The following is a 21455-nucleotide window of genomic DNA, read 5'->3' on the forward strand; positions in this document are numbered from 1 at the left end:
GGAGGTGGAGCCCGCCCGGCGCTGCAGTGCGCTGGCGACCGCCGATCAGTTGTAGAAGAACTGCGCGCTCGCCTGGGTGTCGACGTCGCTGACCAGCCGGATCCAGTGCGCGCCGAACCCTGGCGGGAAGGCGTGGTGCGCGGACGCGCCAGCCTCGACGGTGAGCGTCGTGTACCTCGAGAACCGTCCGTGGCCGTGGAAGTCGACCTCGAGGGCGATGGTCGCGGTGCGGTCGCCCTGGTTCTCGAGGTGCACCGACTTCTGGTCGAACCCTGTCATCAGGTACGGGTCGGACGGCTGACCGGCCTCGACGGCGGAGAGCCACCAGGGGCCGCCCCAGCCGGACGGCCTGCCGAACTGCCACAGGTCGTCGGTCTTGCCGAACCAGAGCCCCGACTGCGGCTCCGCCGTGGTCGGGTTCAGCCCGTGGCTGGGCGAGGCGTTGTCGCCGCCGAGCACGAGCATCCCGCGCCACGAGCAGAAGTCGGCCAGCGCCGAGAGGTGAGTCGAGATCGGCCGCACGCCCCAGATCCGGCCGCCGTACGCCCACGGCGAGAGCTCGTAGAACATCCCGTGGTGGTCCATGAGCAGGCGCTCGTGCTCGACCTCGCGGATGCGCGGCCACTCGGTCTGCCACTTGTGGTCGAAGCAGTGTGACGCCTTCGGCAGCCGGTAGGTGGTCCAGCTGCCGTCGGCCTCGGTGAACACCTCGAGGATGGCCGATGCCTGGTCCCAGCCGGTGGCGAAGATCGTGCCGCCGAACTCGTGCCGTCCACTGATGGCGGTGAACGGCTTGCGCTGCAGGATGCGCCACTCAGTGCCGTCGAACTCGGCCAAACGGCCCTCGGCCTGCTCGCCGGCCCAGTCGGGCTCGTGGTACTCGTTCGAGCACACCACCAGCCGGCCGAAGCTGGTGTAGCAGTCCTTGTAGTGGATCTCGCCGCGGACGCCGGCGGTGCCGAGCTCGACGTTGAGGTCGGCGACCTGGCGGCACTCGAGGGTGTGCACGTTCAGCTCGAACAGCTCGCCCTCCATGCACAACACGTAGACGAGGTTCTCGGGGTCGGTCAGGTGCCGAGACGTGCCGCATACCCGTAGCGGCTGCAGCTCCGGCACGGTGCGGATCTTGTGCTCGGTGTCGATGACATGCGGACCGATCACCAACTGGTTCGACGGGTAGTGCACGAACCGGTTCGTGTAGGTGCCGTCGACCCCGAGGGTCTCCGGGACGATCTCCATCGACAGGTCCGGGCTGATCCGGCGCAGGCTCACCCCGCGTCCGCTGGCCTCCTGGTGCGAGTTGTAGTTCTGCACGTACAGAGAGCCGGCCCACGGCATCAGCGCGCCGACGCCGATCTCCGAGCGTGGCGGGCCCAGCTCGGCCACCTGCGCGAGGTGCGGGAAGATGCCGGAGACCTGGGTATGGCCGGACGTGCGTGTGGTCACTGCTGCTCCTTCTGGACGATCTGGTCGGCGACGTCGTGCAGTGCTCCCAGCAGTTCGTCGATCTGGTGATCGCCGAACCGGCCGGAGACACCGATCCCGGCGTCGGGCTGGTCACCCAGCCCGACGGCGAGCGTTCGGTTGGGACTTCCGGGAATGGGCGCCAGTGCCCATCCGTCGGCGCGGATGCGTGCCAGGCGGGCGAGCAGGCCGTTGCTGCCGTCGAGGTCCGGAACGACCTCCTCCGGCGGGATCGAGCGCTCGAGCCGCACCGGCGGATCGGCATAGAGGGCGCGGATCTCGTCCTCGGTGCGATGGGCGAGCAGGATCAGGCCGATGCCCGAGGACGCGGCCGGGTAGAGGCGTTCGTGCCCGAGTCCGTGCGAGGCCGGGTGCGACGGGTGCCCGTGGAACAGATAGGCCGTCTTGTCCCGCCACAGCACGCCGAGCGCGACCACATGGCCGAAGGTGTACAGCGACTCCATCGGCCCGATGGCCCGGCGCAGCAGCCCCGAGCCGAACAGGCTCTGTGCCGCCAGCACGTGGATGGCCGGTCCCGGCCGGTATTTCCGGCGCTCGTCCTGCTCGGCCAGGCCGAGCGCGGCGAGCGTCTTGAGCAGGCGATTGACCCTGGTGATCTCGAGTCCGAGCAGGCGCGCCATCTCACGCGATCCGATCGGAGCTTCGCTGGACGCCAAAGTCTGGAGGCAGGCCAGCCCGTCGATCAAGGACTGGTTGGGTTGCGCTGGCAGCATGTTGCTATGTTAGCATCGCCGCGCCGATGGCAAGGAGATCGGTGAAGGACTCGGAACGAGTCACCCCGCGGAAGGGCAGGTGCGATGGCATCGTCGGACGCGAACGTGCTCGAAGGCCGGTGGTACGGGGCCCTGCAGCGATTCAGCGACACGGTGCTGCTCAGTGCCGTGTGGGCGGTCGCTTGCCTGCCGGTGCTCACCGCCGGGCCGGCCACCGCGGCGATGTTCGCAGTCGTGCGCGGCTGGGAGACGGGCCGCGATGTCTCGGCCGTCCCGGCGTTCGCCCGGTACTTCCGGGCGAACCTGCGGCAGGGCCTGGTCAGCGGCCTGGCCGGTGTCGCGGTGGCGGCGTTGCTCTTCGCCGACCTCGTGATCGCCGGTGCGCTGGCCCCGCTGGCCGCGTCCACCCTCGGTGTGGTCGCGGCGGTCGCCGGCGTCCTCGTCGTGGCGACCGCGGTCTACCTCTTCCCGTTGATGGTGACGTACGACCTGCCGCTCGGCCGGCTGGTGCGATCGGCCCTGATGTTCGCCGTCGGTAAGCCGGCGACGACCCTGGCGTGCCTGGCGGTGGTCGCCGCCGGCTGCGCGGCGACCTACGTGTTCCCGTTGACGCCGGTGCTGGCGGGGAGTCTCGTGGCCGCGGTCCTGTACCGCTGGTCCTTGCGTGCGGTCGCCACGACCATGCGGTCCGAGGTGCCGGCCTCGTGAGCGCCCAGGTCACCGCCACCGTCGACCACGGCGCGTCGCAGCACCGGCGCCGCGCGTCGGGCAGTGGGACCCCCACGCGCGGGGAGCGGCTCCGCAGGTCGCGCTTCTGGCGGTATCGGGCGCTCTACCTCATGATGGCGCCGGCGCTCATCTGGTTCGTCGTCTATCGCTATGCCCCGATGGCCGGACTGGTCATCGCGTTCAAGGACTACAACCTCGGCCTGGGGATCATGGACAGCCCTTGGGCGGACCCGTGGTTCAAGTACTTCCGTCAGTTCTACGAGTCGCCGTACTTCGGTCAGCTGCTCACGAACACCGCGCTGATCTCGGTCTACAAGATGTTCTGGGGCACGGTTCCGTCGATCCTCCTGGCGTTGCTCCTCTACGAATGCCGGCTGACGTGGATGCGCCGGTGGGTGCAGACGCTGAGCTACATGCCGCACTTCCTGTCATGGGTGATCATCTTCGGGATCGCGCTGGCGTTCCTGTCGCCGAGCACCGGCCTGGTGAACCGCTGGCTGGACACCGTGGACATCGGCCCGATCGCCTTCCTCACGTCCACAGACTGGTTCCGCTCCGTCCTGGTCGGGACCGACATGTGGAAGGACCTGGGGTGGGGCGCCATCATCTACTTCGCCGCGATGATGGGCATCGACCAGGAGCTCTATGAGGCGGCGCGCGTCGACGGGGCGAGTCGCCTGCGGCAGATCTGGCACATCACCCTGCCCGGCATCCGGTCGGTCATCATCCTGCTGTTCGTTCTCAAGCTCGGGCAGATCCTGGAAGCGGGATTCGAGCACGTCTACGTCTTCTACAACCCCCAGGTGTATCCGGTCGGCGACATCATCGACACCTGGGTCTTCCGGACCGGTCTGGAAGACCTCAACTTCTCCCTGGCCGCGGCCGTGGGCATGTTCAAGTCCGTGATCGGGCTGGGCCTGGTCCTGATCGCCAACCGGCTGGCACGACGATGGGACGGCCAGCTGTGGTGACGTCCAGAGAAGATCGCATTGTCAACGGCGGCGTCAACCTCGCGCTGATCCTGGTCGCGGTGGTCTCGGTCTTCCCGCTGCTGTTCGTGGTGTCCGCGTCGTTGACGCCGTACAGCGAGATCCTCCGCAACGGCGGCTACGTGGTGATCCCGCGCGAGTTCACCCTCGACGCCTACCGGAGCCTGTTCGCCGAGCCGGCGATTCCCCGGGCGCTGGGCGTGACGGCGTTCATCACCGTCGTGGGGACCGCGCTCAACATGGTGCTCACCACGCTCCTGGCCTATCCGCTGTCGATCAAGAACCTGCCGGGTCGCGGCTTCATCTTGTTCGGCGTGTTGTTCACCATGCTGTTCAACGCCGGCATGATCCCGACGTTCCTCGTGGTCCAGGCGACGGGACTGGTCGATTCGATCTGGTCGCTGATCATCCCGAACGCCGTGTGGGTGTTCAACCTCCTGGTGATGAAGGCGTTCTTCGAGCGGCTGCCGCAGGAGTTGTTCGAATCGGCGCGTATTGACGGGGCTGGTGAGTTCCGCATTCTCGTCCGGATCGTGCTTCCCCTCTCGGTGCCGGTAGCTCTGACGCTCACGCTGTTCTACGGCGTCGGTCACTGGAACGAGTTCATGCAGGCGATCCTGTACATCCGCGACGACAGCCTCTACCCGCTGCAGGTCGTGATCCACAACTTGCTCGCGAGGGCGCAGTCCTCGCAGAACCTCGAGGCCGCGGTCCCGACCGTGACGCTGCAGATGGCAGCGATCGTCGTGGCGGCCGCCCCGATGATCGCCGTCTACCCGTTCATTCAGAAGCACTTCCAGAAGGGCGTCACCCTCGGCTCCGTCAAGGGCTGACCCACCGCCGGCACCGACCGTGCCCCACTTCATCGGAGGACTCATGACCAGGGCTGTTCGACGAGTTCCGCTGTTCTTCATCATTGCTGCGGTGCCACTGGCGTCGTGCGGTTCCGGCGACGGCGACGGTTCGGGCGACGGCGGTATCGCCTCGCTGCGCATCAGCGTGCAGGCCGCCGATCCGGTACCGGGTGACGACCCGCTCAAGGCGGCGTTCGACGAGGAGCTCGGGATCGACCTCGACATGGTCACGACCGCCGCCGCGGAGTACTACACCCAGCTCTCCGCGGACTCGGCGGCCGGCAACCTCTCCGACATGTTCCAGATCGACCGGCCGCGACTGGAGCAGCTGGCCGAACAGGGCCTGCTGCTGGACATCTCCGACTACCTGGACGATGAGCTGGCCGCATACACCGACGCCGTCGCGCCCGACCTCCGGGCGCTGGGCAACATCGACGGCACCGACTACGGCATCGTGACGCCGTCGGGCTACAACTACAGCTCCTACTGGATCCGCAAGGACTGGCTGGACAACCTCGGGCTCGAGGTGCCCGAGACCACCGATGACTTCTTCGACGTCGCGGTCGCCTTCGCCCAGGAGGACCCCGACGGCAACGGCCATGACGACACGTACGGCCTCACCGGTGGCAACAGCGGGGGACTGTGGAACCCGCTGTGGGCGGCGTTCGGCTCCGGCGGGATCGGCCCGTCGTACGGTGAGCGCGGCGGCTCCTTCTACCTGGACGGCTCCGAGCTGGTCAATGGGTTCTACGACCCGGACACCGTCGACGCGCTGGAGTACTTCCGCAGCCTGGTGGAGAGTGGCGCGGTCGATCCGGACTTCATGACCCAGGACGACGCCCAGGCGCAGGAACGCGCGATGCAGGGCATGGCCGGCATCATGAACACGACCTGGCCGAACATGACCAAGCCGGAGTTCGTCGACCAGTACAAGACGGTGCAGCCCGACGCCGAATGGATCCAGATCAACCCTCCGTCCGGACCCGGCGGCGAGGGCGCGTACCCGTGGGACAACACGGCCACCCGGATGTACGGCATTCCGCGCACTCTGGAGAACGAGCCGGAGAAGCTGGAGAAGCTGTTCGAGCTGATCGCGTACTCGACCACCGAGGACGGCCGGCGGCTCAGCTCGTTCGGCATCGAAGGTGAGCACTACAACCTCGACGGCGACACCGTGGTGCCGACCGACCTGCTCGACAGCGACGGCGGGTACTTCTGGATCTACCAGTTCACCGGTCGCGATGAAGCCGAGTACATGCAGGTGAAGTTCGCCGACGACATCGACGTGATCGAGTTCGCGGAGAACCAGCCGAAGCTGCAGATCTACAACAGCCTGGTCCTGGCGCCCGAGGGCTACAACCCGGCCGACGCCGGTCGGTTCGCCCAGGAGGGGATCATCGCGTTCATCACCGGACAGCGGCCGCTGGCCGAGTACGACGCCTTCCTCGAAACCCTCTCCGGCCAGTTCGGCCTCCAGCAGTTCGTCGACAGCGGGATCGACCAGCTGACCGAGCTCGGCATCTCCTGAGCCGGTCGCGTCGCACCTACCGGACAGGGCGTGCGTCAGCATGCCCGCACGATGGGAGATCTGCCATGGAACACCAGCCGCTTCTTCCTGCCCTCAGCCGCCGGCGGTTCCTCACGTACTCGGCCGCCGCCGCGACCACGCTCGTCTTCGCGAGGAACCTGCCCGCGGCTCATGCCACGGACGTCGTCGACGTCGTCGTCGACAACCCACAGGCCGAGCTCCTCCCCGCCGGCTCGTGGTCGACCTCGAGCTACGCGAACGGCTTCTACGGGACGAACTACGCGAACACCGCATGGGGCTCGTCGTCGACGGCGGTCGCCCGCTGGACCCCGGAGCTTCCGTCGCCCGGCGAGTACGTCGTCCAGCTGTGGCTGCCCGACGGCGACCGGAACCGCTCCACCGCCGCCGTCTACCGCGTCCACCATGCGGGGCAGGTGACGACGCTCGAGCTGGATCAGACGATCGGTGGTGGCTACTGGCGTGGCTCGACCGGGCCGCTGACGTTCGCCGCCGACGGCTCGGAGTACGTGGAGCTGGTCGTGGCCGACGCCCGGCCGCCGGTGGTGCACGTCAACGCCGACGCGGCCCGGTTCGTGGAACCGTACGTACCCGCCGCGCCGGCCGATGTCGCGGCCACCTGGGTCGTCGGCGGCGGCATCGAGGTCGCATGGGAGGTCGCCGCCGAGGCCGACTACTACGTCGTACGGCGCAGCACCACACCCACCGGGCCGCTCGAGATCGTCGCCGGCCTCGTGCTCGCCGGGTCGTATCTCGACGAGGACACCGACACCGGTGACTTCACCTACACGGTGGCCGCTGCCGGACCCGGCGGCGAAGGCGCGCAGTCGGCGCGGGTGGACGTCCAGCGCCCCGCGCCGCCCGACGAGGCGCCCGGCGACGCGACCGCCACGCCCGGCAATCAGCAGGTCACCCTGACCTGGCAGCCGGTCGACCGGGCGAGTCACTATGTCGTGCGGCGCCACGCTTCGGACGGCACGTCCGTCGTCGTCGCCGACCGGGTCGTGCGCACCACGTTCACGGTCATGCGGCTGGAGAACGGGGCCGACGCCCGCCTCACCGTGGCCGCCGCCAACGCCGGTGGTGAGGGCCCCGCGACGAACCCGCTGGTCGCTCGCCCGGCCGGCCCGCCGCTGCTCACGCCGCACGGGCTCGTGGCGACGGCGGCGGCCGGCGCTGTGCACCTCGCCTGGCATCCGACCGGCGACGCGCAGAGCTACCAGGTGCAGCGGGCGGTCGGGATCGGCCGCCGGGCCCTGGCGTTCACGACGGTCGCCGAGACCACCGAGCCGTCGTATGTCGACCACGACGTGGAGCCCGGATTCGTCCACCACTACGTCGTGCGCGCCGCGGGACCCGACGGTGCGGCGGTGCGCGCGTCGTACCAGGCGTCGGCCGTCCCCGGCACCAGCATCGAGCTCGTCATCGACCACGCCGACGCGGAGTTCACCGGCACGTGGGCCGCCTCCGCGGTCATGCCCGGGTACCGACGACACGACGCGATGGTCGCACAGCCGGGTTCGGACGCCGTGGCGACGTTCACCCCGGGTCCCGGCACGAGCGGCGAGTTCAGCGTCTGGGTGTGGTTCCCCCACGGCGCCGCGGACGCCGCGAGCGACGCCCCCTTCACCGTGGTGCACGCCGGCGGCGAGGACACCTTCACTGTCGACCAGCGCGGCGCCGGATGCCACTGGGTCAGGCTGGGCGACGGGTTGTTCACCATCGACGGGTCGGCGGGGCACCACGTTCGGCTCGCGAGCGCCGCCGGCGGGCACGTCGTCGCCGACGCGGTCCGTCTGTTGCCCGCCGCCGAGACGCCCGCCGCCGGCTACCGCGTCGATTGGACCGATCCCCAGCAGCTCATCGAGGGCCTAGGAGTGGAGATCCTCTACGACTGCCTCCAGCCGGGTGGCCAGCTGGGGTGCACCATCGAGCGGGTCCCGCAGTCGTTGACCGACGCCGAGCGCCAGCGGTGGTACGACGAGATGCTCACTGGGTTCCGGCACATCCGCCTGGCCATGGGGTTGTACCTGCGCGGGACCGACGACGAGGGCCGGCAGACCATCGATGCCTACCCGGGGCAGATCGACGACATCGCCGAGTCGGCACAGCGCTCCGGCGCCACGGTGACCCCGACTTACTGGTCCCCGCCGCCGTACTTCAAGTCCACCGGCAACCTGCTCGGCGGGCAGCTCGTCTCGTACGACCCGTCCTTCCTCGGTGACCTGGCCGACGCGATGTCCGCGGACATCGACACGCTGAAGGCGCGCGGCGTGCCCGTGGGTGCATGGTCGCTGCAGAACGAGCCGCAGAACCGCCCGCCGAACCAGTCCGCCGGCCCGTACTCGATGTGCTACTACGCGCCGTCGGACTACGTCACGACGTTCAACGCCGTCGCCCGGCGAATCCGCTCGGACCACCCGGAGCTGCACATCTTCGGCCCGGACAGCGGCCACAGCCGGACCTGGATCGACGAGATCACCCCGGACGCCGAGGCAGCGAGCCTGATGGAGTCCTGGTCGTGGCACAACGGCGGCCTCGCACACGATCCCGAGGCGCTGATCGAACCCGGGGGCACCTGGCAGAACCTTGGCGACCGGCCCGTGGTCAACACCGAGTACTCCTATTCGGGCGACGACGGGGCGGACTTCGTCAACACGGCGAAGAACATCCTGTTCCACTTCCTCTACTACGGATCGCCGACCTGGTACTGGCTGCACGCGCTCCAGCCGACGAACTCCAACTTCGGCGAGACCCGAGCGCTCGGTGTGTGGCGGCCGGAGACCGACGACTCGGTCGGCGGCGAGTACGGCCACCTCGAGGTCGGCCACTGGGACTACGTCGGGATCAACTGGCACCCCATCGCCGGCTTCGTGAAGCTGATGCCGCACGACGCCGTGCGGTACTCCGTCCTCGGCGACGTCGCCGCCGACCCCGACCACAAGGTCATGGCGTTCGAGGCGCCGGACGGCAGCCGCGGGATCGTCGTCCTCAACGGGGCCACCGAACCGGCGGAGATCTCGATCGACGTGGCAGCGCCAGACCGTCTCGCCGGCCACGGATTCTCGCGCGAGCAGCGCTTCACCGACCTCGGAACGGCGTCGGGGCCCACCCTGACCTGCCAACTCGCGCCGGAGAGTCTCCAGTTCTGGGTGACCGCCCGGCCCGTGTATCGACGGAGGAACTCATGATGCGTCAGCGAGTGATCGCGCTGTTCACGATGTCCGCCCTCCTGGCCGGCGCGCTGTCGACGGCGGCAGCGGCGGAGGACCCGCCCGGCGCCGCGCCCCGCCCCACCGTCGTGGTCGACAACACCGACGCGGCCCTGACCCCGGACGGCGCGTGGAGCCGGTCGTCGTCGCTCCCCGGCTACTACGGCGCCAACTACTCGCACGCGCGGCCCGGCCCGGACGACCCGATCGCGCGGTGGCAACCGCTACTGCCCGGCGCCGGCGACTACGCCATCGCGATATGGCTGCCGCACGGCAACGACCAGCGGTCGCCGGCGGTGACCTACCGGGTCCACCACGCGGGCCAGGTGACCACGTTCGAGGTCGATCAGCAGCAGGCCGGAGGCTACTGGCAGCGGGGACCGAACTCGTTGCCCTTCGACGGCAGCGGCGACGAGTACGTCGAACTGGTGGTGAACGACGCCGCCGCGTCGGGCTCGTCGCAGACCTACGTCATCGCCGACGCCGTGCGCTTCAGCGATCCCGCCGATCCGCCGCAGCCGCCGGGCGTCCCCACCGGCCTGACGGTCACGCAGGAGTACGGGTTCGCGACCGTGGCCTGGGACCCGGTCGAGACGGCGAACGAGTACCAGATCGAACGCACACCCATGGACGGCGACCAGCCGGCCGGCCCGGGCGCGGTCGTCGGCCGATGGCTGCCGGACCGTCACGTCGGCGCCGACGGCGAACCGGTCGGCGTCACGACCTTCGCCGACTCCGGCTTCGTCCTGGGCGAGCGCTATCGCTGGCGGGTGCGCGCCGTCACCGACGGCGTCGCCGGCGAGTGGTCGGAGCCCGTCGACGGTGCGACCGAGGCCATGACGGCGCCGCCGGAACTGCGGACCGGGTTCGAACTCAGCAACGCGTCGTCGTGGACCTCCCACGAGGACGAGCTGGCCGTCCTGGAGTCGATCGCGGCCGCAAGCGACCGGGTGCGCCTGGAGACGATCGGCGAGACCTACGAGGGGCGGCCGATCCACCTCGCCGTCGTCGGCGACGGGGGAGCGGACAAGCCGTCGGTCCTCATCAGCTGTACGGTGCACGGGGCCGAGCGGTCCGGGCGCGAGGCGTGCCTGATCCTGCTCCGCGACCTGGCGTTCTCCGACGATCCATGGGTCACGGCCGTGCTCAGCCGGACGACCGTCCTCATCAACCCGACCGCCAACCCCGACGGCCAAGCCGTCGGGCGCCGGACGAACGCGGCGGACCAGGATCTCAACCGGGACAACCTGCCGCTGCGGCACCCGGAGTCGTTCGCCCTGGCCGAGGTGATCCGCGACCACCGGCCCGACCTCGTCGTCGACGCTCACGAAGCGCCGGCCGGTGCGGACACCGCGCCCATGTGGCCGCGCAGCCTGACCGTCGACGAGCCGCTGTGGCGGCTGAGCCAGGACGACATGACACTCGGCGCGCACTTCACCGCCGGTCACGCGGCCGGCTGGTCGTTGCTTCCCTACGACGGCTGGGGCTACGACAACTGGGAGAACTGGCTGCACAACGTCGCCGGCCTGAAGAACGCCATGGGGCAGTTGCTCGAGACCCCGAGCGGTTCGTCCGTGACCCGGCCGGAGGCGCCGACCAACTCGCCGCCGAATCTGCGCCGGCGGGTCTACACGCAGCTGTGGTCGTTCCGCACCCTTCTCGACTACCACCACGAGAACCTGGACGCGATCAGGGCGGCCATCACCGCCGCTGAGACGGCGCAGGAGGCGAACGACGGACCGGTCTACCTCGATGGCGCCTACGAGCCGCCGTTCCACCCGCCGCGCAACGAGCGGAACACCGTGTCGCTGGACCCGCCGCCGTGTGGCTATCGCCTGACGGACGAGCAGCTCGCCGTCCGCGAGAGCGGCACCCTCATCGGGGAGCGGGCCGGGGAGGCATGGACGTCGCACACCGTCGGCGAGCGTCTCGCCGCCCATGGCGTGGAGGTCGAGGAGATCGGTGGCGGGTTCGCGCAGGTGCTGCTCGGCCAGCGGATGCGGGCCGTCATCCCGTTCCTGCTGGACCCGGAGCTGGACACCGCGGTGCGTCCGGTCGGCACCCCCAACCTCGGGATGGTCGACGCCGTCCGGCTGGACGACCGCCGCGCGACCGTCGTGGTGGGCGATGCCGACACCGGAGTGCCGAACCAGGTCGATCAGGCCGGCTGCTCGATCAACGACCTCATCGCCGACGAGCAGGTCTGGCCGAGCCAGGGCGCCTTCGTCCGCCACGTCGATGACGTTCTTGGCGACCTCGTCGACGACGGGACCATCGACGACCGGCAAGCGGCCGGCATCACCCGTGCCGCCGCCAGGTCCGGCGTCGGTCGCTGACACGTCCTATCGGTGCACACAGAGAGGCACTCATATGCGTCCCACGAGCGTGTCCCGCCGAGGCCTGCTGGCCGGAGGTGCGGCGCTGGCCGCCTCGACGAAGGTCGGTACCGCCGCCGGCGGCCCGTCACCTGCGCAGGCATCGGCACCTGCGGCGGGGAACGAGCTGTCCTGGTACGACGTCTCCACGTGGGGCGTCGAGGGCCGGGCCTGGGCCGACACCGCGTCCTTCTACGACCGGTTCCCGGCTCGGGCGCAGGAGGCCGTGCCGGAGCCGGTCTGGCAGCTCAGTCGTGAGTCGGCGGGCCAGCTCACCCGGTTCAGCACCGACTCGCCCGTCGTGCGGGTCCGCTACACGCTCGGCGACGAGCGCATCACCAGGGCGACGATGGCCGCCACCGGCTCCAGCGGCGTGGACCTGTACGCGCGCGACGACACCGGGCGGGACCGGTGGGTGTCCACGGCCCGCCCGGAGAGTCCGTGGCTGACCGGTCTCACGGTGGACTACGGCCTGGTGTCGGACCTGGCGCCGGGACCGCACGATTACACACTGCACCTCCCGCTGCGCAACCAGGTCCTCCGCCTGGAGCTCGGGGTCGCCGCCGACGCGACGTTCACGCCGGTGGCGCCCCGTACCGACAAGCCGATCGTGTTCTACGGAACGTCGATCATGCACGGCTCCTGCGCGTCCCGGCCGGGCATGGCGATCACCGCACAGGTCGGCCGCCGCCTGGGGGTGCCGACGGTCAACCTCGGATTCGCGGCCGCGGGACGCATGGACGCACCGGTCGTCGAGCTCCTGGCGGAGCTCGACCCCGCCGTGTACGTGATCGACTGCCTGCCCAACATGAATGCGGCGCAGGTGGCCGAGCGCACCGAACCCCTGGTACGCACGTTGCGACAAGCGCGGCCCGAGACGCCGATCGTGCTGGTCGAGGACCGCACCCTCCAGCGGGCCTGGCTGTCGCCGGTGACGCACGACCAGCACGACGTGCGCCGGCAGGCACTGCGCGACGCGTTCCGGCGGCTCCGTCAGGAAGGGGTCGAGCACCTGCGCTACCTCGCGGGCGACGATCTGCTGGGCGACGACGGCGAGGCCACCACCGACGGGTCCCATCCCAGCGACCTCGGGATGGTTCGGTACGCCGACGCCTACGAGCGGGCGCTGCGTCCGTTGGTCCGGGGGACGACATGACCGATCGTCAGACGCGTCCACCGAACCTCCTGATCTTCAACCCGGACCAATGGCGCGGGGACGTTCTCGGCCACGCGGGCAACCCGGCCGCGGTGACGCCGACTCTCGATCGGCTCGCCGCCGAAAACGCCGTCTCCTTCACCAGCGCCTTCGCCCAGAACCCGGTGTGCACGCCGTCCCGGTGCTCGTTCATGACCGGGTGGTACCCGCATGTGCGCGGGCATCGCACCATGCACCACATGCTGCAGCCCGACGAGCCCAACCTGCTCCGCGCGTTGCGCGACGCGGGCTACTTCGTCTGGTGGGGCGGCAAGAACGACCTCGTCCCGGCCCAGAACGGCTTCGACGACTACTGCGACGTCAAACACGTCGTGCCACCGGGCACCCTGCCGATGTTCGGCCCGCGTCCCGACCCGGCGAGCACGCCCGACCTCTACGGCTTCCACGTCGGCCGGCTCGACATCCCCGACGGGCACTCGCACTACCCGGACAGCGACTGGGCGCACGTCCAGGCGGCGATCGACCTGATCACGTCCTGGGATCGGGACCAGCCGTTCTGCATCTACCTGCCGTTGACGTATCCTCACCCGCCCTACGCCGTCGAGGACCCGTGGTTCTCCATGATCGACCGCGCCGCGATCCCGGACCGGCTTCCGGTGCCGGATCGGGCCGGCAAGCCGAGCATCCTCGCCGGCATCCGCGACCGCCAAGGGCTCAGGGCCTGGAGCGACGACCAGTGGACGGAACTGCGGGCTACCTACTACGGCAAGTGCGCGAGGGTCGACCACCAGCTGGGTCTGCTCCTCGACGCGCTGCGCCGCGCCGGCAGCTATGACGACACCGCCGTGTTCGTCTTCCCCGACCACGGCGACTTCACCGGCGACTACGGGCTGGTGGAGAAGACCCAGAACACGTTCGAGGACTGCCTGACCCGCGTACCGCTGGTGATCAAACCGCCGACGTCGACCCCGGTGCGCCCCGGCACCGCCGACGCCCTCGTGGAGCTCGTCGACCTACCGGCGACGATCGAGGACCTGGCCGGATTGACGCCCGGGCACACGCACTTCGGCCGATCACTGGTCCCGCTCCTCACCGGCGCGGCCGACGACCACCGCGACGCGGTGTTCAGCGAAGGCGGCCGGCTCGCCGGCGAGCAGCAGGCGATGGAACTGCAGAGCACCTCGCATGGCGGCCGGCCGGAGGACAGCCGCTATTGGCCACGACTCCAGCTCCAACGTGGCCCCGGGCCCGAACACACCAAGGCCGTCATGTGCCGCACCCGGGACCACAAGTACGTCCGCCGCCTCTACGAGCAGGACGAGCTCTACGACCTCCGCGCCGACCCGGGCGAACTGGTCAACCGCATCGACGATCCCGGCCTCGCCCACGTCCGGGCGGAGCTCGGGGACCGCTTGCTCACCTGGTTCCACGAGACCTGCGACGCCGTTCCACACCGCACCGACCGACGCTGAGCCTCCCGATGATGCACACACTGCGATCCGGCCTTCTTCGCGCGGCGGCTCGACTGCCCGACAGTGAGGCGCGCTGACGCTGGCAGGTCGGGAGTCAGCCTGGCCGACGATGGGAGAATGTGATGCCGCAGTTCATCGTCAGTGACCAATTGCCCACGCCCACCGGGCCCCACAGCCACGTCGTACAGGCCGGCCCGACGGTGTGGACGGCCGGGTTCGGTCCGGCCGGACGGGTTCGTCGCCTGGCGAAGCGGTCACGGCGCCAGCTGGACCGACGCCGAGCTCCGCAAGGTCAAGACAGGTCGAGACCGAGCGCGTCAGGTGCTATGCGCGGTTTCATCGCCGGTTGAGGACACCGCCGCGAATGCGAGGTGCTCGTCGCATGCCCCGATACTCAAGACAGTCGATAGCGCCGATTCGTGCGCGCTACGTCGTCCGATCCGGCTCGATCCGGTTGACTCCGGAGCCAGCGAGCAAGGTCGCCTGGGCTGATCACGAGGGCGACGACTGGTCGCCAGGTGGGGGACGGCCCGCTGCGGTCTGTCGAGGCTTCCAGCCGGGGAGGTCCGGTGACATCGGCGAGCGGTTGGTCATGGGCGGGTTGGTTCGCTGGTGAGCTTCGTGGTGATCATCTCGCGGTGGGTTTCCGGATCGTCGGTGTGCTCGGCTCCGAGCTCGGTGAGCAGGGTGAGGGCGGTCTGCCAGTGTCGCCTGGCCTTGGCTCGATCGCCCAGGATGGCGTGGGCGTCTCCGAGCCCGTCTTCGGCACGGGCGAGGTCGACACGCATCCGCTGATGCTCGGCCAGCAGCTGAGCGTGCGTGTGGTGATCGAGCGCCGATCGGCCGTCGCCGAGGTCGGCGTAGGCGCGGCCCATTCCCTGGTGGGCCTCGTACTGCCAGTTGAGGTCTCCGGTCCGCTGGGCGATCATGAGCACGTCGCGGTAGGCGACCAGGGCGGCCGACGGATCGCCGCCGCGGCGCACGGCGTGGCCCAGGTTGGTCAGGCCGGCGAGCTCGCCGACAGGGATGCCCTCGCGTCGGGACAGCACCACGGCCCGACGGAACTCGTCGATGGCGGCGCTCGGTCGGCCGAGCTGGGCGTCGGCCAGGCCACGGCCGATCAGCGCGCCGGCTTCTCGTCCTCGGTGGCCTAGTCGCCGAGCCAGAGTCAGCGCCTGGTCGAAATGGTGTGCTGCCGACCGGTAGTCGCCGTCACTCAGCAACCGGACGGCGGCGATCTCCGAGTGATATTCCAGCTGTCCCAGGTCGTCTCCGGCCTGCTGCGCGAGCCGCAGCGCTCGCTGGAAATGCTCGTCGGGATCCACGGAACTGGCGCCGTGTCGCACGATTGCGGCGAGTTCGAGATGGGCGTCCACCTGCACGGTTGTCAGTCCCTCGGGCGCCGCCAGCGACAACGCGCGATCGAAGTGATGTGCCGCCTCCGGATAGTCGTGTTGATGTCGCCGCACCCTGCCCAGGTCTCGGTGGGCTCGGGCTGTGGCGGCGCGGTCGCCGAGGTCTTCGGCGGACTGCAAAGCCATCTGGTGCAGGAGTTCGGCCTCGCCGAGCTGGTGACGCGTGATCAGCCGCCGGTGCACGATGCCAGCCAGATCCATGCCGTAGCGGTGCAGCTCGAGCTCGCGGGCGGCCCGGGCGCAGGCCAGGATGTTCGGCAGCTCGGTGTCGAGCCACGCGATCGCTTGTTCGACGGTCCATGCCCCCGAGTCCACCGAGTACCGGGGGATCTGGTCGTCGACTGCGGGTGTACGGGTGCGCGATGTCCATGGCGGCGCTCGCCCAGGCGCGGTAGTGGTCGATCAGCCGAACCAGGGCTTCCGATCGCTCACCCTCGGCCTCGGCGGCCCGCACGAGCCGGGCCGCATGGCTCCGGGTCAGGTCGTGGAAGCTGTACCGCCCGGCCGGCGCCTCGTCGAGCAGGTGCAGATCCTGCAGGCTCTCGAGTGCGGCGCCGGCGACGGCAAGGTCGGTCGCGAACAGCGCCGCGGCTGCGCCCGCGTCGAGGTCCGGGCCGGGGACCAGCCCAAGCATCCGGTACGCGCGCCGGATCGGCTCGTCCAACGCGGCGTAGGACAGGTCGAGGGCTGCGGAGACTCCGAGCGTCTGGTCGTCGGGTCGGTCGAGGACCGCGGCGCGCTGCTCGCGTAACCGACCTACCAGGTCGGTCAGTCGCCAGGACGGCCGGGATCGCAGCCGGGCAGCGGCGATCCGCAGCGCGAGCGGGAGACGACCGCACAGCTCGGCCACCTCCGTCAGTTCCGAGCCGGCTTCGGGTGGCGCACTGAGCTCCGCGGCCCGGGCGAACAACTCGACGGCCGTCGACGGCGGCAGGATGCCCAGCCGGATGGTCGCGCCACGGTCGAGGCCGGCGAGCCCGTGGCGGCTGGTGGTGAGAACCTGGCAGCCCGGGGTCGCCGGCAGCAGCGGCGCGACCTGGCCGGCGTAGGCGACGTTGTCGTAGACGAACAGCAGCCGCCGGTCGGCGACCAGGCTGCGGAACAGGGCGGCGCACTCCTCGACCTCGGCCGGGAGCTGGTCGCCCGGCACGCCGAGCGCCCGCATCATCCGCGCCAGCCCCTCCCTCGGATCGAGTGGGCGGGTCCGGTCGCTGAAGCCATGCAGGTCGAGGTAGAGCTGGCCGTCGGGGAACTCCGGTGAAAGCAGTCGGCCCGCCTGCACCGCGAACGCCGTCTTGCCCACACCGGCCATGCCGTCGACGACGATGACGGACCGGCCCGCCACCACGTGCGTCCGCAGGGCGTCCAGTTCCTCGCGCCGCCCGACGAAGTGCGACGGCGCCGACGGCAGCTGGTGCGGTCGATCGGGCATCGCGGAGGTCACCGTGGCGGCCGACGTCGTGGCGCCCCGCGCGGCCGCCACCAGCGCCGCGGACTCGTCGTCGTCGAGCGCGAGGATGTCGGCGACCAGTCTCAGGGACCGGCCGTGCGGACGGACGGACTCGCCAGACTCCCAGCGGCGCAGGGTCCGTGGATCGAGCCCGGCCCGGCGCCCGAGCTCCTCCTGGGTCAGCATCGCGCGCTCACGCCAAGCGCGCAGGAGCTCCCCGAAGCCCGACGGTCCCGGTCCGGTCACTTCTGCCTCCCCGCCGGAGTCTAGAGGCCGCAGGTCCCCGTGGACATGGACATGCCTTACCACCGTCGCCGTGGGCTGCCGGGACGGAGCGGAAGTGTCCGCCAGATGCCCGGTCGGCGACCTGTCGCCAGTGAGGCGGTCGGCAAAGAGTGGGGTGGGAAGGTCGCGCCCAACGATCGACGCCGACCGTCGCGGGAGGACAGATGAGAATCGACGTACTGATGACTGTGACCCATGACCACCACTGGACGACGAAGTCCCGGCACCGGACCAGTGAGGGCATCGTCGTGTACGACGGCTGCACCTGCGGCCGCTTTCGGGTCCGCCACGAGACCACGCTTCAGGTCGAGAAGACCCTGGCCGTCACGCACGTCACCGCCCCGGTCCGGTCAACGACGTGACACGGCTCGCCGATGAGGCAGTCAGCCGTAGTCCGCTCTCGGTCCGACGTATGCAGGAGAGTTCATGCGCAACACCTCTGATCAGACCCCGTTCACCGCATCCGGCACGAACGCAGCGGCCGAACCGCACGTCCCCGACCACCATCTCCCCACGGTCTCGCCGCTGCCGCTGATGCAGCTCTCGATCGGCTTCTGGTCGTTCAAGACGCTCGCGAGCGCCTACGAGCTGGGCCTCTTCGCCCGTCTGTCCGGAACCGACGGTCACACCGTCGACGAACTCGCCCGGATGCTGGGCGTCGGCCAGCGGCCCGCCGAGCTGCTGGTGACCGCGTGCGCGTCCATCGGTTTGCTCGAGCTCCGGAACGGGCGCTACGTCAACAGCGCGGTGGCCGACGAGTTCCTCGTGCCCGGCAAGGCCTACCACTTCGGGGGCTGGGTGCAGATGCTCGACCGCAGGCTCTACCCGGCTTGGGGAAGGCTGAGTGAGGCGGTGCGAACCAACCGGCCGACGAGCTGGAACCCCGACGAACAGGCGCACCTGTTCGACAGCGAGGACCCTGAGCTGCTGGCCCTGTTCTGGGAGGCGATGCACTCGCTGTCGACGCTCACCGCGCGCGAGCTCGCCGCACACGTCGAGCTGTCCGGCTCCGCCGCCCTGCTTGACGTCGGCGGCGGTTCGGGGGCCTACGACATCGAGCTGTGCCGCCGATACCCCCACCTGCGGGCAACGGTGCTCGATCTGCCGCCGGTCTGCGAGATCGCCGCGGAGAAGATCAAAGCAGCAGGCCACGCGGACCGCATCGCGGTCGCCCCGGGCGACTTCCTCGCCGATCCCGAGCTCCCGGCAGGCCATGACGTCGTGCTGCTGTCCATGATCATGCACGACTGGTCGGACGAACAGGACCTGGCGATCCTGCGCAAGTGCTTTGCGGCCTTGCCTCCCGGCGGGCAGATCGTGATCAGCGAGTTGCTGGTCGACGAGGAGAAGGCCGGACCACCCGCCGCCGCCCTGATGGGCCTGAACATGCTGGTGGAAACGACCGGCGGGCGCAACTACACCGCGGCAGAGTACGAGCAGTGGCTGCGCGCCACCGGGTTCGTGGACGTCCGGACAGTGTCGTTCGAGGCTGCCGGCGCGAACGGTGCGGTCCTCGCCCGTAAACCGTGATGCCCTGTTCGTCGTCAGGAGAGTCAGTGTCTCGTGGCGCAAGTCAGTTCGCCCGCCAGGGAGTGCTGCATCCGCGCGATGCCCGTCGATGCCTGCGCTGGCACGTGTCCGACTGTGAGCGACGACGTCCGGCCACCGACGACATGGGTTGGCGAATACGTGTCCAGGTTCGCCCGGTGGTCGCTGGTTCGTTCGCATTGCAGCAGGTCAGGGGGAGTCCGCTGACTGCCGGCTAACCGCTCTCTCAAGGCGGCTGCGCGGGCTCGACGCGCTCAGCGCGGCCGTGCCCGGCGACGGCAGGCCCTCCGATCACTTGCGCTAGACCTCTACCCAAGATCAGGCGAGACTTGTGTGATGATCTTGCTGGTCGACCTGGGTCAGGAGGGGCGAACCTGGCCCAGACAAGGTGCTGGCCAGGGGAGATGCGAATCGCGCCAGGTGTAGCGCGTCGGGTTTCCTTCTTCACACCAAAGAAGTCGCTGTTCGATGCGATTCATGGACCTGGGCCTACGCCCCGCTGGTCGGCGGTCGCCCGATCGTCGACCAACCTCGCCGGTGACCCGCGGCGCGAACGTGTCCCAAGTCGACCTGCGTGATCAAGAGATGGCGGCCTTGATGCAGGTCAGCGCCAACTGCGCCGGAATTGCAGGGTGGCGTCCCGTGGAGTGGTGGAGTTCGTGGCCCGCTTGAGCGTCGTCGTGTCGACGGTGGTGTTGGGCGGCCATCGTGCGACGGTCAGTGAGACCTAGCGATGGAACTCACGGAAGGACACGACGCACGATGGCCTTGGACCATGCTGCCCTACTTGAGGTGCTCGAGGTGATGCGGGCCGCTGATGTGGATGATCGGGTCCGTACCGCGGCGCAGGGGATGTATCAGGCGTTGATCGATGCCGAGGCGACGGCGGTGATCGGTGCTGGCCCGTGGGAGCGCAGCGCGGAGCGGACCGCGCAGCGCAACGGCTCGCGACCCAGGGTCCTGACCACGACCGCGGGGGATCTGGAGTTGCGGATCCCGAAGCTGCGCACGGGGTCGTTCTTCCCGTCGCTGTTGGAGCGGCGCCGGCGGGTGGACCAGGCCCTGTTCGCGGTGATCATGGAGGCGTATCTGCATGGGGTGTCGACCCGCAAGGTCGATGACCTGGTCAAGGCGCTGGGCGCGGACAGCGGGATCTCCAAGTCGGAGGTGTCGCGGATCTGCGCCGATCTCGACGAAGAAGTGGGTGCGTTCCGGGACCGGTCGCTGGGCGAGACGACCTATCCGTACGTGTTCCTCGACGCGACCTACTGCAAGGCCCGGGTGAACCGCCGCGTGGTGTCCCAGGCGGTGGTCATCGCTACCGGCGTCACCGCCGACGGGCGGCGCGAGGTGCTCGGGTTCGACGTCGGCGACAGCGAGGACGGCGCGTTCTGGACCGCGTTCCTGCGCTCGTTGAAGGCCCGCGGGCTGGGCGGTGTCCAGCTGGTCATCTCCGACGCCCACACCGGCCTCAAGCACGCCATCGCCTCGGTGCTGATCGGCGCGGCCTGGCAGCGCTGCCGGGTGCACTTCCTACGCAACGTGCTCGCCCAGGTCCCCAAGGGCAACGCCGAGATGGTGGCCGCGGCGATCCGCACGATCTTCGCCCAGCCCGACGCCGAGCACGTGCACGAGCAGTTCGACGTCATCGCCACCATGCTCGGCCGGCAACTACCCAAGGTCGAACAGATGCTGCGCGACGCCAAGGACGATCTCCTCGCGTTCACCACGTTCCCGATCAGCCACTGGAAGAAGATCTGGTCCACCAACCCGCTGGAACGGCTGAACAAGGAGGTCAAACGCCGCACCGACGTCGTCGGAGTGTTCCCCAACCCCGCCGCCCTGCTCCGCCTGGCCGGATCGGTCCTCGTGGAGGCCCACGACGAATGGCAAGTCACCGCCGAACGCCGCTACCTCTCCGAAACCTCCATGGCCCTGCTCAACGCGCCGGCAACCAACAAGGAGGTGGCCAAACCCGAACTCATGACGGCATGATCAGCACACTGACCCCGCACAGTGGTCGAAGAACTCCACCACCCAGCGGGACGTCACCAATTGCAGGCCAACCTCTCATGAGGTTACCGGGCGCGCGGTCTGCCTGACGCACCTTCCCTCCACACTGTCATGAGGGAGCGTGGTGGGGTGGTGGCAGGTGCGGGCGATTCGACGAAGCCGGCTGATCTGCGGCTGATCGTCGGCGGAACGTCAGGCAGGAGGCGACCTCCA

15 protein-coding genes and 1 pseudogene are annotated in these 21455 nt (G+C 69.6%); 12 read left to right on the forward strand and 4 right to left on the reverse strand.

The window, feature by feature from the left end:
• Window positions 1–45: 45 nt before the first annotated feature.
• Complete coding sequence (locus tag BLU82_RS10780) at window positions 46–1446, reverse strand: hypothetical protein (RefSeq protein ID WP_092619594.1); 1401 nt, start codon at window positions 1444–1446, stop codon at window positions 46–48.
• Complete coding sequence (locus tag BLU82_RS10785; RefSeq protein WP_092619597.1) at window positions 1443–2198, reverse strand: IclR family transcriptional regulator; 756 nt, start codon at window positions 2196–2198, stop codon at window positions 1443–1445. The genes BLU82_RS10780 and BLU82_RS10785 overlap by 4 nt, the downstream gene beginning before the upstream one ends.
• Window positions 2199–2282: 84 nt before the next feature.
• On the opposite strand from BLU82_RS10785, the gene BLU82_RS10790 reads away from it, so the two are divergent.
• From BLU82_RS10790 to BLU82_RS10820, 8 genes are all read left to right on the forward strand, one after another.
• Window positions 2283–2906 (forward strand): YesL family protein, encoded by a 624-nt coding sequence (locus BLU82_RS10790; RefSeq protein ID WP_092619600.1) that lies wholly within the window; start codon window positions 2283–2285, stop codon window positions 2904–2906.
• Between the two features lie 131 nt (window positions 2907–3037).
• A complete protein-coding gene (locus BLU82_RS10795; protein WP_092625696.1) occupies window positions 3038–3898 on the forward strand; it encodes a sugar ABC transporter permease in 861 nt (286 codons plus the stop codon).
• Entirely contained in the window at window positions 3892–4749 is an 858-nt protein-coding gene (locus BLU82_RS10800) for an ABC transporter permease subunit (RefSeq protein ID WP_172885573.1), read from the forward strand. Before BLU82_RS10795 ends, BLU82_RS10800 begins: the two co-directional genes overlap by 7 nt.
• Window positions 4750–4840: 91 nt before the next feature.
• Window positions 4841–6298, forward strand: a complete 1458-nt coding sequence (locus tag BLU82_RS10805) for an extracellular solute-binding protein (protein WP_157740805.1) — start codon at window positions 4841–4843, stop codon at window positions 6296–6298.
• 65 nt (window positions 6299–6363) lie between these two features.
• Entirely contained in the window at window positions 6364–9507 is a 3144-nt protein-coding gene (locus tag BLU82_RS34095) for a hypothetical protein (RefSeq protein ID WP_157740807.1), read from the forward strand.
• Window positions 9504–11864, forward strand: coding sequence for a M14 family zinc carboxypeptidase (locus BLU82_RS10810; RefSeq protein WP_157740809.1), 2361 nt, complete (start codon window positions 9504–9506; stop codon window positions 11862–11864). Before BLU82_RS34095 ends, BLU82_RS10810 begins: the two co-directional genes overlap by 4 nt.
• Before the next feature lie 34 nt (window positions 11865–11898).
• Window positions 11899–13059 (forward strand): SGNH/GDSL hydrolase family protein, encoded by a 1161-nt coding sequence (locus BLU82_RS10815; protein WP_172885574.1) that lies wholly within the window; start codon window positions 11899–11901, stop codon window positions 13057–13059.
• A complete protein-coding gene (locus tag BLU82_RS10820; protein WP_092619612.1) occupies window positions 13056–14531 on the forward strand; it encodes a sulfatase-like hydrolase/transferase in 1476 nt (491 codons plus the stop codon). Before BLU82_RS10815 ends, BLU82_RS10820 begins: the two co-directional genes overlap by 4 nt.
• A gap of 590 nt (window positions 14532–15121) precedes the next feature.
• On the opposite strand, the gene BLU82_RS35630 is transcribed toward BLU82_RS10820, so the two are convergent.
• On the reverse strand, window positions 15122–16261 hold the full coding sequence (locus BLU82_RS35630) for a tetratricopeptide repeat protein (protein WP_231947759.1): 1140 nt from the start codon (window positions 16259–16261) through the stop codon (window positions 15122–15124).
• A gap of 169 nt (window positions 16262–16430) precedes the next feature.
• Here BLU82_RS35630 and BLU82_RS35635 point away from each other — a divergent pair, with 169 nt between their 5' ends.
• Complete coding sequence (locus BLU82_RS35635) at window positions 16431–16697, forward strand: hypothetical protein (RefSeq protein ID WP_231947760.1); 267 nt, start codon at window positions 16431–16433, stop codon at window positions 16695–16697.
• Window positions 16698–16742: 45 nt separating this feature from the next.
• Here BLU82_RS35635 and BLU82_RS36300 read toward each other — a convergent pair.
• Window positions 16743–17705 (reverse strand): annotated as a pseudogene (locus tag BLU82_RS36300) (helix-turn-helix domain-containing protein); the annotation flags it as partial.
• Window positions 17706–17863: 158 nt separating this feature from the next.
• Here BLU82_RS36300 and BLU82_RS10835 point away from each other — a divergent pair.
• The 3 genes from BLU82_RS10835 to BLU82_RS10845 all read left to right on the forward strand — a co-directional run bounded on the left by BLU82_RS10835 (window position 17864) and on the right by BLU82_RS10845 (window position 21224).
• On the forward strand, window positions 17864–18043 hold the full coding sequence (locus BLU82_RS10835) for a hypothetical protein (RefSeq protein WP_157740811.1): 180 nt from the start codon (window positions 17864–17866) through the stop codon (window positions 18041–18043).
• A gap of 172 nt (window positions 18044–18215) precedes the next feature.
• On the forward strand, window positions 18216–19211 hold the full coding sequence (locus tag BLU82_RS10840) for a methyltransferase (RefSeq protein ID WP_092625698.1): 996 nt from the start codon (window positions 18216–18218) through the stop codon (window positions 19209–19211).
• Window positions 19212–19991: 780 nt separating this feature from the next.
• Complete coding sequence (locus tag BLU82_RS10845; protein WP_092619626.1) at window positions 19992–21224, forward strand: IS256 family transposase; 1233 nt, start codon at window positions 19992–19994, stop codon at window positions 21222–21224.
• The last annotated feature ends 231 nt before the right edge of the window (window positions 21225–21455 follow it).

Source organism: Jiangella sp. DSM 45060 (assembly GCF_900105175.1).
Classification (GTDB): domain Bacteria; phylum Actinomycetota; class Actinomycetes; order Jiangellales; family Jiangellaceae; genus Jiangella.